The sequence below is a fragment of the Mycolicibacterium madagascariense genome (assembly GCF_010729665.1).
Lineage (GTDB): Bacteria > Actinomycetota > Actinomycetes > Mycobacteriales > Mycobacteriaceae > Mycobacterium > Mycobacterium madagascariense.
The window spans coordinates 120,931-135,188 of record NZ_AP022610.1; the positions used below are offsets into that span (position 1 = coordinate 120,931).

The following is a 14,258-nucleotide window of genomic DNA, read 5'->3' on the forward strand; positions in this document are numbered from 1 at the left end:
AGTCAAGACGTTGGGTGAGCGGGTCATGTCTTGCGTCGACGAGGGCACCTACCGTCGAGACCATGGCAGACAACGAGGGTTATGACCTGGCGCGCCTGGGCCACTGGGGCGAGGAGGTCGAGTTCAAGGTCGAACGCGCCCAGACCATCGCCTACGCCCAGGCGACGAATGATCCGATCGCCGTGCATCTCGACGGCACGTTCGCCCCGCCGGTGTTCGCCGTAGTACCCGCGATGGCGACGATGGCCGAGGCCACCATGTCGGTCGTGCCAGATGATCTAATGCTGCGAATATTGCACGGCGAGCATGACTTTCGCTTCCATCGTCAGATCGAGCCGGGCGAGGTCCTGACCGTGCGGGCCAGGCCCATCGGTGTCACCGGGAAGAACTCCGGGGTGGTGGTCACGACTTTGATGGAGACGCGCAGCGATCGCGGGGATCTGGTCAACGAGCAATTCTTCATCGGTTTCTTCCGTGGTGGCCAGTTCTCGGGCACCGTGGGCGCAGCCAGCCCCGAGCACGCCTTCCCCGAGGACTGCCGGTCCCGGGAGCCGGATCACGTCGTGGCCCAACGTTTCGACGACGACCAGACGTTCCGATATGCCGAGCCGGCGATGGACCCCATGCCGATTCACCTCGATGACGACTTCGCCCGACAGATGGGGTTGCCGGGCATCATCATTCACGGCCTGTGCACCATCGCGTTCGTGTCCCATGCGCTGATCACCACGATCAGCCCCGACGATCCGGGGGCACTCAAACGTCTGGCGGTGCGGATGAGCTCACCCGGACGCCCCGGGGAGTCGATCGTCACCAACATCTGGAACCCGACCGTCGACGGTCACCGCACCCATGTCTTCGAGACCACCGGTGACGAGCGGTCCGACAAGTACGTCCTGACCGACGGTCTCGCCGAGTTCGGCTAGCCCCTGAGAAGAGGAAACACCATGACTGACAAGGTCTTCGTCATCGGCAACGGTATGACGAAGTTCGAGAAGCCCGGCCGTCGCGAGGGATGGGACTACCCCGACATGGCGCTGGAGGCGGGCACCAGGGCGCTCGCCGAGGCCGGCATCGCCTACGACCAGATCGAGCAGGCCTACGCCGGGTACTGCTACGGCGAGTCCTGCTCGGGGCATCGGGCCGTCTACGGTCTCGGCCTTACCGCGATCCCGGTGTTCAACGTCAACAGCAATTGTTCCACCGGCTCGAGTGCACTCTTCCTGGCGGCCAACGCGATTCGCGGTGGGCTGGCTGACTGCACGCTGGCCATCGGCTTCGAGAAGATGGCGCCGGGCTCACTCGGCTCGACCTGGAACGACCGCGAGAACCCCATGCAGGATCATCTGCAGGCGATGGCGGAACTGCGAGACATTTGGTTCCCGCCCGCACCGTGGATGTTCGGGGCCGCCGGCTTGGAGCACAACGATCGGTACGGCTCGAAGCCCGATCACTTCGCGCAGGTCGCTGAGAAGAATCATCGACACTCGCTGAACAACCCCTACGCGCAATTCCAGGACAGCTACACCCTGGATGAGATCAAGAACTCCAAGATGGTCTACGAAGCCGCGGGTCTGACCCGGCCGATGTGCTCGCCCACCTCCGATGGATCAGGGGCGGCGATCCTGGCCAGCGAGCGCTTCGTCGACCAGCACGACCTTGGCGCCACGGCCGTCGAAATCATCGGCCAGGCAGTGGTTTCCGATACGCCGGGCACCTTCGAGTCCGGCAGCGTCATCACCCTCGTCGGCGCGGACATGACCCGGCGAGCCGCCCGACGGGTCTACGAGCAGGCCGACATCACCCCCGACGACGTCGACGTCATCGAACTGCACGACTGTTTCGCCCCCAACGAGGTGCTCACCTATGAAGCACTCGACCTGTGCGGGGAAGGTCGGGGCCACGAGCTGATCGAGGCCGGCGACACCACCTACGGCGGCCGATGGGTCGTCAACCCCTCGGGCGGGCTGATCTCCAAGGGACACCCGCTCGGAGCGACCGGTCTGGCGCAGTGCGCCGAATTGTCCTGGCAGCTGCGCGGATTGGCCGATGCCCGCCAGGTCGAAGGCGCCACCGTGGCGCTGCAACACAACATCGGTCTCGGTGGCAGTGCCGTCGTCACCGCCTACCGCGCACCCGCCTGACCGCACTACCCATTTCACGAAACCAAGGAGAGACTCATGGCCAAGACCACCACGTCGAAGGACATCGACGCCACCCCGGACAAGGTCTGGGCGATCATCGCCGATCCCAGTCGGTACGCGGAGTGGAACACGCTGCACACCAGTTGGAAGGGCGAACCGCCCACCCAACTGTCCGAGGGCGCTCAGATGACCGAGGTACTCACCATCATGGGGATGGCCAACACGATCAACTTCACCACCGACGCCTACGACGCGCCGCACTCGCTCACGATCTCCGGCGAGGGCATGGCCGGGGCGAAAGTCGCTCTGACGCTGTCGGTGCAGCCGCACGGTGACGCCTCCTCGGTGTGCACGCTGGATGCCGAATTCATCTCCGCGATGATGGTGGGCGCCATCGGCAAGGCCATCGAACGCGCCTCGAAGAAGGAACTCGACGCCTCCCTGACCAAGTTGGCCGCCCTCGTCAGCTGACCACCCAAGACAAGGGAGGACACCATCATGATGGGTTCATTGGAGAATCGGGTCGCCATCGTCACCGGTGCCGGCCGCGGAATCGGCCGTTCGCACGCGCTGCTGTTGGCCAGTCGGGGTGTCGCGGTCGTCGTCAACGATCTCGGCGGAAGCAATTCCGGGGAGGGCGCCGACGCCGGCCCCGCGCAAGGCGTGGTCGACGAGATCGTGGCAGCCGGCGGGCGGGCAGTCGTCAACACCGACAGCGTGTCGGACTGGGAGAGTGCGAAGAAGCTCGTCGACCAGGCCGTCTCGGAGTTCGGCGGCCTGGACGTCGTGGTCAACAATGCCGGGATCCTCCGAGACGGCTTCATCGCCGGGCTCGACGAATCCCAGTGGGACCTCGTCGTCGACGTGCATCTCAAGGGTCACTTCAACCTGCTGCACCACGCAGGCGCGTTTTGGAAGGAGGAGTCGAAGGCGGGCAGACAACCCACCGCCGCCGTCGTCAACACCGCGTCGGCGTCGGGGACGTTCTCCGTGTTGCCCGGGCAGGCCAACTACGGCGCCGCGAAGGCGGGGATCGCGGCGCTGACGCTGGTGGCCGCCGCCGAACTGGAACGCTACGGCGTCCGGGTCAACGCCATCGCACCGGTCGCACGCACCCGCCTGACTCTGGCCACCCCCGGGATGGGAGCCATCTTCGCCGAAGAGGTTCCCGAGGGAGAGTTCGATGCCTTTGCGCCGGAGAACATCTCGCCGGTGGTGGCGTTCCTGGCGACGCCGGGGTGCCCACTGAACGGCAAGGTGCTGGCCGTGCAGGGCGGAGCGATCTCGCTGCTGCAGGGTTGGACGTTCGCCGACACAGTCGAGACCGACGGGCCGTGGGACGTCGACGAATTGCCGGCGTTGCTCGGGCACTGGGGCTAGCCGCCACCGATGATCGTGCAACGACGCGCCATCTACGCCGGTGTAGAAACCCGCGAGTTGTCCGTCAGCGGTGCAGGACCCACGATCGTGCTGCTGCACGGGTTCGCCGACTCGGCCGACTGCTGGCGACCCGTCCTGACCCTGCTCGAGCGCGCGGGGAGGACGGCCGTCGCGGTGGACCTCGTCGGATTCGGTGCGGCCGACTCGACTCGTTGGGGCCCGCTGCTGCCGCAGTGGGACGAGTTCGTCGAGGCTGTCGTGGCCCAGCACGGCGCCACGTCGGCCGTCGTGCTCGTCGGCAACTCGCTGGGGGGATTGCTCACGGTGCGGGCGGCTGCCACCGTCAAGGGACTACCGATCCGCGGCGTCGTCGCCATCGACGCCGCCGGGACCGGTTGGACACCACTGGTGCGGGCGGTGATCGTGCAGAACCTCCTCCTCCTGACACCGTTGGTGGCTCTACCCGTTCCACCGATGGTGCGACGCGCGGGGGTCACCCTGGTCGCCCGCATCGTGCTCTACGGACGTTGGCGCTCAGCAGATCCGGAGACGATCGACAGCTTCGCCAAGGGCATTCGCACCCGGCGCGACGCGCAGCGGTTGATCGCCGTGGCTCGGCGGACGGTAGGGGAGGTGAACGCCCATGGACCATTCGACGGAATCGATTGTGCCACCGTGGTTCTCCACGGCCGGCGTGATCTGCTGGTGTCCGTCGACGCCGCCCGCCGGCTGCACCGCATGATCCCCGGCAGCCGCCTCGTGGTGCTCGAGCGTAGCGGGCACTGCCCTCAACTCGATGCACCGGAACGGGTAGCAGCCTTGGCCATCGAACTCGCCGCCACCGCCACCCCACGACGCGCCGGTACGGCCTAGGAGAACGTGTTCGTGCACCCCATGACTCAGCTCGTGTCCAGGGTCTGCGAGGAACTGTGGGCGGCGGGTCCGATGATCCGCAGTGGGCTGGTGGAACCTCTCGAACCCCGTCGCGTCGCGGCGTGCGTGGCGGCGTACAGATCCTACGGCGCACTCGGCGCGACGGTGCGCATCGCGGCGATCCGCCATCCCGACCGGACTGCGATCATCGACGAACTGGGCACCATGAGTTTCGCAGAACTCGACGCCTCGTCCAACGCGGTCGGCAACCGGTGGCGCCAGCAGGGTCTGCAGGCCGGTGACGGCGTGGCCATCCTGGTCCGCAATCATCGCGGCTTCCTGCAGGCGGTCTTCGCCGGCGCCAAGTGCGGGGCACGAATCATCCTGCTCAACACCGACTTCGGCGCCACCCAGGTGCGGGCCGTCGTCGGCAGGGAAGGCGCTGATCTCGTCGTGTACGACGAGGAATACACCGCCGCGGTCGCGGGACTCGAGCCTCGTCATGGTCTCTGGACGGCGTGGACCGACACCGCTGTGACCGACTTCAGCCTGGCTGCCGTTGCCGACGCAGACCCCACCCCGCCACCGCCCAGCGGAAGCTTGCCCAAGATCGTCATCCTGACCAGTGGTACCACTGGAACGCCCAAGGGAGCCAACAGAACCGAACCGCGCTCCTTGATTCCGATCGGCGGCCTGTTGGACAAGGTGCCGCTGCGCGCCGGTGAGGTGACCGAGTGCTGTGTGCCGATGTTCCACGCGCTGGGTTTCGCGCACGCCGTGCTCGCCGTGGCACTGGGCTCGACGCTGGTGCTTCGACGTCGATTCGACCCGCAGGCCACCCTCGACGGTGTGAGGAAGCACGGGACGACGGCGTGGATCGTGGTCCCGGTGATGCTGCGACGTCTCGTCGAATCGCTCCCAGCCGCCGGCGGCGGTTCGACGTCGCCCAGGGTCGTCTTCGTCGCGGGTTCTCAACTCGGAGCGTCGCTCTGCCAGAGCGCCACTGCCGCACTGGGTCCGGTGCTCTACAACCTCTATGGGTCCACCGAGGTCGCCTACGCCACCATCGCCACCCCGGAGGATCTCGCCAACGAGCCAGGGTGCGTCGGACGGGTCGTCCATGGCACGCGCGTGAAGATCTTCGACGACACCGGCACCGAGGTGCCACCCGGGGTGACGGGCCGCATCTTCGTGGCCAACGCCGTTCGATTCGAGGGCTACACCGGCGGCGGGAGCAAGGACACGATTGCCGGATTGATGGCGAGCGGCGACGTCGGACACTTCGACCGCGCCGGCAGACTCTTCATCGACGGACGCGACGACGACATGATCGTCTCCGGTGGCGAGAACGTCTTCCCCGGTGAAGTGGAGGAGACCCTTGCCGCGCACCCCGACATCCTGGAAGCCGCCGCCGTGGGCGTCCACGACGAGCACTACGGCCAGCGACTGCGGTGCTTCGTCGTCGTCCGCGAGGGCGCGGAACTGAACGAACAACAGGTCAAGGACTACGTGAAGGCCGAATTGGCGCGCTTCAAGGTGCCCCGCGACGTTCGCTTCCTCCCTGCGCTGCCGCGCAACCCCACCGGCAAGGTCCTCAAGGGCCGGCTCGACGAGGGCACCACGGCCAGCGACGAAACGAGGTCCACGCCACGATCACCCGACTGAATCGACGGCGCGCCAATCGTTTCGGTCAAGAGTTTGGCACCGACGGTCATCGCCGGACGGGTGTCGAGCCCATAGCGTCGAATCACCGACGTAAAGCGAATGAGGAAAGGGGTGCGCCATGACTGGTCACCGTGCTGCGTGGATGGACAAGGATCTGGATGCGCTCGCCGATCTGGCGCGGGCGTTCTTCGAGAAGGAGTGCGCCCCGCACGAGCCGCGGTGGTGTGCCCAGCAGCTTGTCGATCGTGAGATATGGCGTCGCGCAGGTGAACTGGGCCTCTTGTGCATGAGTCTGCCCGAGGAGTACGGCGGCGGGGGTGGCACCTTCGCCCACGACGCGGTCGTCTCGATCGAACAGGTCCGCGCCATGGCGCCCAGTTTCGGCGGGATGCTGCACAGCGGGATCGTCGCGCACTACCTCAACGCCTACGGCACCGAGGAGCAGAAGCAGCGGTGGCTTCCGCCGATGGCCACGGGCGACATCATCACCGCCATCGCCATGACGGAGCCGGGCACGGGCTCGGACCTGCAGTCGATCACGACCTCCGCGGTCAGGGACGGCGACGACTACGTGATCAACGGGGCGAAGACGTTCATCTCCAACGGGATGCTGGCCGACCTGGTGGTCGTCGCCGCGAAGACCGACCCCACTGCTCGCGGCGCCGAGGGAGTGTCGCTCATCGCGGTGGAATCCACCCGCGACGGCTTCCGGCGCGGCCGCAATCTCGCGAAGATCGGCCAACATGGGCAGGACACGTGCGAGCTGTTCTTCGACGACGTCCGGGTGCCGGCTTTCAACCTCATCGGCGACCACGAGGGCCAAGGCTTTCTGCAGCTGATGCTGCAGCTGCCGCAGGAGCGCCTGTTCCTGGCGATCGCGGCCGCGGCGGCGATCGAGAAGACCGTCGACCTCACCCTGGCCTACACCCGGGAACGGAAGGCATTCGGCAAGCCGCTGTTGGGATTTCAGAACACACAGTTCGTCCTCGCCGAGTGCGACACGGTCAAGACGATCGCGTGGACGTTCCTCGACGACTGCATCGTGCGACACCTCGACGCGGCGCTCGACATCCCGACCGCCGCCAAGGCCAAGTGGTGGCTCACCGAGCAGCAGTGCCAGGTGGTCGACCGTTGCGTGCAGCTGTTCGGCGGCTACGGCTACATGGAGGAGTACCCCATCGCCCGGCTCTACGCCGATGCCAGGGTGCAAAAGGTGTATGGCGGGACCAACGAGATCATGAAGACGATCATCGCCAAGAGTCTCTGAGTTGACGGCGGTGGGACCATTGCGGGGGGTCAAGGTCGTCGAGCTCGCGGGCTTGGCCCCCGCGCCGTTCGGGTGCATGGTGCTCGCCGATCTGGGTGCCGAGGTGTTGCGCATCGACCGCCGGACACCCGGATCCGGCGGCATCGTGCCGCCGCCGGGTCCCCTCGACCGCGGCAAGCATGCCGTGGCCATGGACCTCAAGGATCCCGAGGATCACGCCAGGCTGCTCGAGATCTGTTCGGCTGCAGACGTCTTCGTCGAGGGCTTCCGGCCCGGTGTCGCCGAGCGGCTCGGGTTGGGTCCAGAAGACCTGGCCCGCGGCAACCCCGGCCTGATCTACGGCCGACTGACGGGCTGGGGACAGTCGGGGCCTCTGGCGTCGACCGCGGGCCACGACATCAACTACATCGCGGTGGCCGGCGTGTTGGATCTCGTCGGTCGATCGGGGCAGGCCCCCGTGCCGCCGGCCAACGTCGTCGCAGACTTCGCCGGCGGTGGCATGCTGCTGGCGCTGGGCGTCGTGGCTGCCCTGCACGAGCGGTCGACGTCCGGACGGGGCCAAGTCGTGGACGCGGCGATGGTGGACGGCGCCGCCCTCTACACGGCGTTCATGCACGGCATGCACGCTCAAGGTTTGTGGAACGAGCCGCGCGGGGAGAACACCCTCGACGGTGCTGCGCCGTTCTACGACACCTACGAGTGCGCCGACGGTCGGTACGTCGCCGTCGGTTGCGTCGAATTACCCTTCTACAAAGAGATGTTGACGCTGCTCGGCATCGATGGAGACGCGCTGCCCTTCCAGTTGGACCGCACCGGGTGGCCCGAGCTGAAGGCATTGATCGCCGACACGTTCCTCGAACGCAGCCGCGACGAGTGGGCCGAGGTGTTCGCCAATTCCGATGCCTGCGTCTCCCCGGTCTTGTCGCCATGGGAAGCACATGAGCACGCCCACCATCGATCTCGAGACGCGTTCATCGACGTCGACGGTCTGCGTCAGCCCGCCCCAGCGCCTCGGTTCAGTCGCACGCCCGCGCCCGTTCCGCAGCCCCTGGCCACCGGGAGCGACGCCGTGTCGGACCTCCTGCAGCGGTGGGGCGTCTGCCGATCGTGAGAGTCCTCGGCGTCAGTGGAGGAGCGCCGCGACCTTCTTGGCAGTCTCCTTCGCCGAGCCGGGGTTCTGCCCGGTGACGAGGTTGCCGTCGACGACGGTGTAGGACAGGAATGGGATTTTGCCCTTCTCGTAGCGGGCGCCGCGTTCCTTCGCCCGCTCCTCGGCGTTGTAGGGGACGAGCTTGTCGACGCGGGCGAGGACTTCTTCCTGCCAGGCGAAGCCCGTCATCTTCTTGCCCGCGATGAGGTAGGAGCCGTCGGACAGCGTGGTGTCGAGTAGGCCGCAGTAGCCGTGACACACCGAGGCGACGACGTCGCCGCGCTCGTAGATCGCCCGGGTGATGCGTTGCAGGCCATGGCTATTGGGGAAGTCGTACATGACGGCGTGGCCGCCGGTGAAGAAGACGGCGTCGTAGTCGGCCGAGTCGACGTCGTCGGGGCTCTTGGTGTTCTGCAGCAGCGCCATCTTGGCGGGGTCGGCGCGCCACGCCTTGGCGGTCTTGTCGTAGTTGGGGAACTTGAGCGACCTGGGTTCCAGTGGCACCTTGCCGCCGGCGGGGCTGACGAGGGTCTGCTCGAAACCGTGCTCGTCGAAGACGTGCCAGGCGTGCGTGAGCTCGGAGAGCCAGAGGCCGGTTGGGTGGTTGGGGTCGTCGTAGTGGGCGACGTTGGTCACTACGTTGAGGATTCGCTTCGTCATTCGTCGTCGTCCTTGGTGCGTGTGAGGTCGTCTCTAGTGCAGTGCTTTCCGCAGTGCGTCGATCGCCAATCCGCGGGCGACGTTGGCGGCCTTGGTGTTTCGTAGGCTATCCAGTAGGAGGAAGTCGTGGACCATCCCGGCGACGCGCACGGAGGTCACGTCGACGCCGGCTTCGCGGAGCTTGTTGGCGTACTGCTCGCCCTCGTCGCGCAGCACGTCGGCCTCGTCGGTGATCACCAGCGTGGTGGGCAGGCCCTCGAGGTCGTAGAGTGTGGCCTGCAGCGGTGAGGCGTACTTCTCTGCACGCGTGGTCTCGTCGGGGGTGTAGGCGTCCCAGAACCATGTCATGCCATCGCGGGTGAGGTAGTAGCCCTCGGCGAACTGGAGGTACGACGGGGTGGCGAAATCGGCGTTGGTGACGGGGTAGAGCAGCACCTGGGCCTTGAGGTCGATACCGCCGCGGTCCTTGTTCATCAGGGCGAACACGGCGGACATGCAGCCGCCGACGGATTCGCCGACGACCGCGATGCGCGTGGTGTCCAGTCCGTGGTCGGAGCCGTGCTCGACGACCCACTCACCGACGGCATAGTTCTGCTCGACCTGGGTGGGATAGCGCTTCTCGGGTGCGCGGTCGTACACCGGAAACACCCCGGCGGCACCGGCGCCGACGACGAGTTCGCGGAAGAGTCTGTCGTGGGTGTGCTCGTCCCCGAAGACCCAGCCGGCGCCGTGGATGTAGAACACCACCGGCAGCGGACCCCGAACACCCTTGGGCCGGATGATGCGGGTGCGCACGGAGCCCCATTGGCCGGCATCCACCTCGACCCATTCCTCGTCGACCTCGGGGCGTTCGACGCCCTCGCCGCTCTGCAGGTCGGCGAGGATCTCGCGACCCTTCTCGGGCGGCACCTCGTAGATCCGCGGGTGCGGATCGGTCTGCTCGGACAGTTCCCTGGCCTCGGGCTCGAGGTAGGGGGCAATCGGCGGCGGCAGGTCGGGCATGGTGGGATCTCCAAGTTCTGCAGCTGTCGGGACGAGGCAGGGCGTCCAATGTGCGCACCGCTTACATCGACGCTAGCGCGGCCTCGGCGCAGAGTCAACGACCACGTTCGCCGCGACTACCCGGAACGCTGGGCGGTCAGCACGGCGATGAAGGACGAACGGACTTGTGCCGCAACGTCTTCGATCGATGGACCGGTCAGCTTGCGGTCCAAGTAGAGGTACGCGAGCCCGTGCACCAGCCCCCAGCCGCCGAGGGCGAGGTCCAGGGGATCGGAGTGGGGGAAGACACGCGTGATGGCCTCTGCCAGCAACTCGTGGACCGCGGCGGCCGCCTGCACCCGTTCCTCGCTCGCGTGGTCGCACTCATTGCCGAACATCAGCCGGAACAGTGCGGGTCGCCGCAGCGCGAACTCGACGTAGCCGACGCCGAGGTCGGCCAGCTCGTCAATCGTGTTCGGCAACGCGCGGTCTCGGGAGAGGTCGGCCTTCAGATCGCGCAACCCACGGGCAGCCAACGCGGACTCCAGGGCTTCGCGATCGGGAAAGTGGCGGTACGGAGCGGTGGGAGAGACGCCAGCCTCGCGCGCCACGGCGCGAATCGAAAACGGCTCACCGCGTTCCAGCATCGTCATCGCCGTGCTCAACAGCGCGGCGCGCAGGTCACCGTGGTGATAGCTGGTCTTAGTGGTCGCCGTCATGGCTATGCGGGTCCTCCTGACTCGTCCGACTCAAGCATGGCGCACGGCGTCGGGCGATCTCCCCCAAGGTGCGCCGCGTCACCGCGCATCGATGTTGACAGTGCTTACACTAGTCTCTACCGTGATATGTAAGCAATGCACACATTGGAACGAGGAGCGGTGATGGACACGAACCCGATGATTGCGGAGACGGTGGAGGTCGACCTGGGCGGCCGCGCTGTCGCCGTCCCCAAGGGCGGGTTGTATGACCGTTACCGCATGGACACCGATCTGGCTACCGTCGCCGCCGACCCGCGCGTGCGGGGCGTCGACTTCTTTCGGGCACTGCCCAAGACGCAGGTGCAATCGGCGATCGGCCCGACGCGGACGCCGAACTTCTACTACGCGATGTCCAAGGCGCAGCTCACCTATCTCGCGCCGATCGCCGCGCTGCGGTCCCGTCTGCCCGGCGGGTTGGACCCGTTGCAGATCGTCCCTGGCGTCGGGCTGTTCTCGGTGGTGTTCTTTCGATATGACGTGTGCGACATCGACTTCTACACCGAAGCCACCGTCGGAATCGCAGTCCGCCCCGCGCGTCACGGCAGGCTCGGCGCTGCGGACCTGCTCGCCTCGCTGGGCAATGACTCGATGCACGCCTACGTCCTGTCGCTGCCCGTGAACACCGAGATCGCCCACATCCGTGGGCACGACGGCTACGGCTTTCCCAAGTGGGTCACCGAGATCGACGTCGACATCGACCAGCGGCGAACCACCGCGACGGTCGCGAACGACGAAGGTGGCACCGACATCGCGATAGACGTCGCCACCCCGAAGCAGAAGCAGGTCCCCAGCGGCACCCGAGTGTCGACGCTGACCTCCTACACCGAATTCAACGGCGGCTGGAACGCCACCCTGAGCCAGACCAACGTCCTTGCCGAAGGCAGCAAGCTGCTGCCCGGACTCGCATCTCTGACACTGGGCTCCGGGCGGTTGAGCGACGACGTGCGCTCGCTCAGGCCCATCAGGGCACTGCGCTTGGACGTCGTCACCGAATGCCAGAACGCCCTGCACATTCCCGTGCCCGTCTCGTTCCCGGCGAAGTGAGAAGCGACTGATGCAGACCATCTTGGGAGCCAACGGCCAAATCGCCCAGGAGCTGGCCCATTACCTCCACGACGACGTCGCCGAGGACATCCGCCTAGTGAGCCGCCACCCGGCCAAAGTGCACGACACCGATCAGCCGTTCCCGGCCAACCTGATGGACGCCGACGCCACCGCCGCGGCCGTCGCCGGCAGCGACGTGGCCTACCTGACCGTCGGGTTGCCGCTGGACTCGACACTGTGGGAGAAGCAATTCCCGGTGATGATGGCCAACACCATTGCCGCCTGCCAGAAACACGGCACGAAGCTCGTCTTCTTCGACAACACCTACATGTATCCGCGGACTTCCGCACCGCAGGTCGAGGACACCCCCTTCGAGCCCGTCGGTCGCAAGGCAACCGTGCGCGCACGAATCGCGAACATGCTGCTCGATGAAATGCGTGCTGGCACCATCGAAGCCGCCATCTGCCGGGCTCCGGAGTTCTACGGCCCCGGCAAGACCCAGAGCCTGACGAACTCAGCGGTCTTCGACCGGATCAGGCAGAACAAGCGACCGATGATCCCGGTCAGCGCCGACACCAAGAGAACCCTGATCTGGACCCCAGACGCCAGCCGCGGCATGGGTCTGATTGGCAACACCCCCGATGCCTTCGGCCAAACCTGGCATCTACCAATCGATCCCGCACGGCTCACCTATGCGCAGATGATCGACATCTGCTCGGACGTCACTGGGCGCCGCATCCGGTACACGACGGTCCCCGAGATCGCATTCATGATCGGCGGGTGGTTCAACGCCGCGGTCGAGGAGGCCAGCGAGCTGCTCCCGCGCTACCGCGACGACAACGTCTTCGACTCGAGTAAGTTCGCCGCCCGATTCCCCGAATACACCGTCACGACGTACCGCGAGGGAATCGCCGCGATCCTCGGAGCCTGACGCGATCCACTTCGAGCCCGTCACCGACGAGGTCTATGGGCGACTACCGACGAGCGGGGAGTAATCGTCTCAGCTAGGCGACACGGTGCGGTTTGGGGGCAACCCATCGCCCGTCGAGCACTTCGGGTTTGGGCCAGTAGAGACGCAGAATGATGCGGAATGCGCCCGCGGGGGTGGGGAGCCAGTTGGCCTGCACGTTCTGCGCGGGTGCGGTGTGTTGCAGGTGCAGGGTGTGGCCGCCGTCGGGATCCTGCACCAGGTCGGGCAGCATCGGCGAATTGATCAGGTAGCGGTCGATGGGGTTGGCGACCAGCAAGCTGGTGGTGGCGTCGTACATCGTCAGTGACCAGAATGCGTTGACCGGCGGCAGCTGCGCGGGGGCGAAGCGGTAGGCGTATGCGTTGGTGCCGAGCAGTGGTGCGCCGGTGTCGTCGGTGACGAAGCCGGGATAGACCGCCTCGGTCTTGGTGTTGCCGTAGATGCCCAGCGCTGCGCCGGCCATCCGGTACAGGTAGTTGGTGCCCATCTCGGCTGGACTGCCGAACAGGTCGGCGGAGGTGACCTCGCCGGTGTCGAGCTTGGTCTGCACGAAGGTGCTCAGCTCGGCTCGAGCGTCGGCCATGCCGTCCTGAAACGCTTGGCGCAGTGGCGAATCGAGCGCCTCGGGTCGGAAGAGGGTGTCACCCGTGATGCCGATGCTGGCCATCCGTTCGCGGATGCCTCGGTCGGCGGGCAGGGTCGGCGCGTGGTGCAGGACGAACGACAGCGTCGTGAAGAAGTTCAGCGACGTCGCCTCCTGCGTGGTGTTCGGCGGTACGGGAAAGTCGATGTGGGGTGGTGGTGGCGGCGCGGGTTGGTGGAGGTAGGCCGACAGTGGTTGTGCGGTGTAGCCGTTCTGGATGGTCTCGACGGCGCTCAGGTCGTCGGGCCCCAGCAGCTGGGTGCGATAGAAGACCACCATGAAGTCGGTGTCGGAGCGGATGACCTTGTCGATCCCAGCCGGAGTCTCGCCGGTCCAGTTGGGTCCGGCCAGCAGGTAGGTGCCGCCGGTGTTACCGGTGGTGCGGGTGCCGACGTAGTCGACGTTGTAGGTGTAGGCATCGATGAATTGCAGGCTGTAGTAGCGGCCAGCGTCGACCGGCGGCACCGTCAGCACCAGCGGCTCGGCGCGCAGGTCCGCCCCGAGCTGTGAATACGGGGTGTCGGAGTTGGGGGTTTGTACCGCGGTGTCGGCCGGGGTGTACACGCGGGCGGTGTTGTGAACTTGGTTGAACGGCCCCTTGTATTCGGGGTCCGCGGTGTCGATGAAGTACGAGTATTGGATCCGGTAGTCGTCGACCAGGGGGAAGCCGTAGACGTAGGCCTCCTTGGCGATCTCGCGGGCCTGCTCAGCTGCGGTCATGGT

14 protein-coding genes are annotated in these 14,258 nt (G+C 66.4%); 10 read left to right on the top strand and 4 right to left on the bottom strand.

Annotated features, from left to right (window positions below; all coding sequences use genetic code 11):
• The first annotated feature begins 62 nt into the window (after positions 1–62).
• The 8 genes from G6N60_RS00590 (at position 63) to G6N60_RS00625 (ending at position 8,440) form a co-directional block, all read left to right on the top strand.
• Positions 63–926 carry a MaoC/PaaZ C-terminal domain-containing protein gene (locus G6N60_RS00590; RefSeq protein WP_163731006.1) on the top strand — a complete coding sequence of 288 codons (864 nt, stop codon included), beginning with the start codon at positions 63–65 and terminating at the stop codon, positions 924–926.
• Between the two features lie 21 nt (positions 927–947).
• Positions 948–2,144: a lipid-transfer protein gene (locus tag G6N60_RS00595; protein WP_163731009.1), complete on the top strand. Its 1,197-nt coding sequence runs from the start codon at positions 948–950 to the stop codon at positions 2,142–2,144.
• A 36-nt stretch (positions 2,145–2,180) separates the two neighbouring features.
• Entirely contained in the window at positions 2,181–2,615 is a 435-nt protein-coding gene (locus G6N60_RS00600; protein WP_163731012.1) for a type II toxin-antitoxin system Rv0910 family toxin, read from the top strand.
• Positions 2,616–2,645: 30 nt separating this feature from the next.
• Complete coding sequence (locus G6N60_RS00605) at positions 2,646–3,524, top strand: SDR family oxidoreductase (RefSeq protein ID WP_163743231.1); 879 nt, start codon at positions 2,646–2,648, stop codon at positions 3,522–3,524.
• A gap of 9 nt (positions 3,525–3,533) precedes the next feature.
• Positions 3,534–4,397 (top strand): alpha/beta fold hydrolase, encoded by an 864-nt coding sequence (locus G6N60_RS00610; RefSeq protein ID WP_163731015.1) that lies wholly within the window; start codon positions 3,534–3,536, stop codon positions 4,395–4,397.
• A gap of 21 nt (positions 4,398–4,418) precedes the next feature.
• Complete coding sequence (locus tag G6N60_RS00615; protein WP_163731019.1) at positions 4,419–6,062, top strand: AMP-binding protein; 1,644 nt, start codon at positions 4,419–4,421, stop codon at positions 6,060–6,062.
• A gap of 118 nt (positions 6,063–6,180) precedes the next feature.
• The gene (locus G6N60_RS00620) at positions 6,181–7,329 is read left to right on the top strand and encodes an acyl-CoA dehydrogenase family protein (protein WP_163731021.1); all 1,149 of its coding nucleotides are present in this window, start codon (positions 6,181–6,183) and stop codon (positions 7,327–7,329) included.
• Positions 7,330–7,339: 10 nt separating this feature from the next.
• Complete coding sequence (locus G6N60_RS00625; RefSeq protein WP_281355609.1) at positions 7,340–8,440, top strand: CaiB/BaiF CoA transferase family protein; 1,101 nt, start codon at positions 7,340–7,342, stop codon at positions 8,438–8,440.
• 12 nt (positions 8,441–8,452) lie between these two features.
• Here G6N60_RS00625 and G6N60_RS00630 read toward each other — a convergent pair whose 3' ends face one another.
• The 3 genes from G6N60_RS00630 to G6N60_RS00640 all read right to left on the bottom strand — a co-directional run bounded on the left by G6N60_RS00630 (position 8,453) and on the right by G6N60_RS00640 (position 10,839).
• Positions 8,453–9,139: a type 1 glutamine amidotransferase domain-containing protein gene (locus tag G6N60_RS00630; protein ID WP_163731028.1), complete on the bottom strand. Its 687-nt coding sequence runs from the start codon at positions 9,137–9,139 to the stop codon at positions 8,453–8,455.
• 33 nt (positions 9,140–9,172) lie between these two features.
• Positions 9,173–10,141: an alpha/beta hydrolase gene (locus tag G6N60_RS00635; protein WP_163731032.1), complete on the bottom strand. Its 969-nt coding sequence runs from the start codon at positions 10,139–10,141 to the stop codon at positions 9,173–9,175.
• 116 nt (positions 10,142–10,257) lie between these two features.
• Complete coding sequence (locus G6N60_RS00640; RefSeq protein WP_163731035.1) at positions 10,258–10,839, bottom strand: TetR/AcrR family transcriptional regulator; 582 nt, start codon at positions 10,837–10,839, stop codon at positions 10,258–10,260.
• 162 nt (positions 10,840–11,001) lie between these two features.
• On the opposite strand from G6N60_RS00640, the gene G6N60_RS00645 reads away from it, so the two are divergent.
• The gene (locus tag G6N60_RS00645; RefSeq protein ID WP_179969620.1) at positions 11,002–11,922 is read left to right on the top strand and encodes an acetoacetate decarboxylase family protein; all 921 of its coding nucleotides are present in this window, start codon (positions 11,002–11,004) and stop codon (positions 11,920–11,922) included.
• A gap of 10 nt (positions 11,923–11,932) precedes the next feature.
• Positions 11,933–12,853, top strand: a complete 921-nt coding sequence (locus G6N60_RS00650) for an NAD-dependent epimerase/dehydratase family protein (RefSeq protein ID WP_163731038.1) — start codon at positions 11,933–11,935, stop codon at positions 12,851–12,853.
• Between the two features lie 73 nt (positions 12,854–12,926).
• Here the strand turns inward: G6N60_RS00650 and G6N60_RS00655 are convergent, their stop codons facing one another.
• Positions 12,927–14,255 carry a DUF1254 domain-containing protein gene (locus G6N60_RS00655; RefSeq protein ID WP_163731041.1) on the bottom strand — a complete coding sequence of 443 codons (1,329 nt, stop codon included), beginning with the start codon at positions 14,253–14,255 and terminating at the stop codon, positions 12,927–12,929.
• Positions 14,256–14,258: the final 3 nt, after the last annotated feature.

Coding starts and splice junctions, on each gene's coding strand:
- G6N60_RS00640 (WP_163731035.1), bottom strand. CDS start 10,839: ATGACGGCGACCACTAAGACCAGCTATCACCACGGTGACCTGCGCGCC.
- G6N60_RS00600 (WP_163731012.1), top strand. CDS start 2,181: ATGGCCAAGACCACCACGTCGAAGGACATCGACGCCACCCCGGACAAG.
- G6N60_RS00595 (WP_163731009.1), top strand. CDS start 948: ATGACTGACAAGGTCTTCGTCATCGGCAACGGTATGACGAAGTTCGAG.
- G6N60_RS00630 (WP_163731028.1), bottom strand. CDS start 9,139: ATGACGAAGCGAATCCTCAACGTAGTGACCAACGTCGCCCACTACGAC.
- G6N60_RS00605 (WP_163743231.1), top strand. CDS start 2,646: ATGGGTTCATTGGAGAATCGGGTCGCCATCGTCACCGGTGCCGGCCGC.
- G6N60_RS00615 (WP_163731019.1), top strand. CDS start 4,419: ATGACTCAGCTCGTGTCCAGGGTCTGCGAGGAACTGTGGGCGGCGGGT.
- G6N60_RS00620 (WP_163731021.1), top strand. CDS start 6,181: ATGACTGGTCACCGTGCTGCGTGGATGGACAAGGATCTGGATGCGCTC.
- G6N60_RS00645 (WP_179969620.1), top strand. CDS start 11,002: ATGGACACGAACCCGATGATTGCGGAGACGGTGGAGGTCGACCTGGGC.
- G6N60_RS00650 (WP_163731038.1), top strand. CDS start 11,933: ATGCAGACCATCTTGGGAGCCAACGGCCAAATCGCCCAGGAGCTGGCC.
- G6N60_RS00635 (WP_163731032.1), bottom strand. CDS start 10,141: ATGCCCGACCTGCCGCCGCCGATTGCCCCCTACCTCGAGCCCGAGGCC.
- G6N60_RS00655 (WP_163731041.1), bottom strand. CDS start 14,255: ATGACCGCAGCTGAGCAGGCCCGCGAGATCGCCAAGGAGGCCTACGTC.
- G6N60_RS00590 (WP_163731006.1), top strand. CDS start 63: ATGGCAGACAACGAGGGTTATGACCTGGCGCGCCTGGGCCACTGGGGC.
- G6N60_RS00610 (WP_163731015.1), top strand. CDS start 3,534: ATGATCGTGCAACGACGCGCCATCTACGCCGGTGTAGAAACCCGCGAG.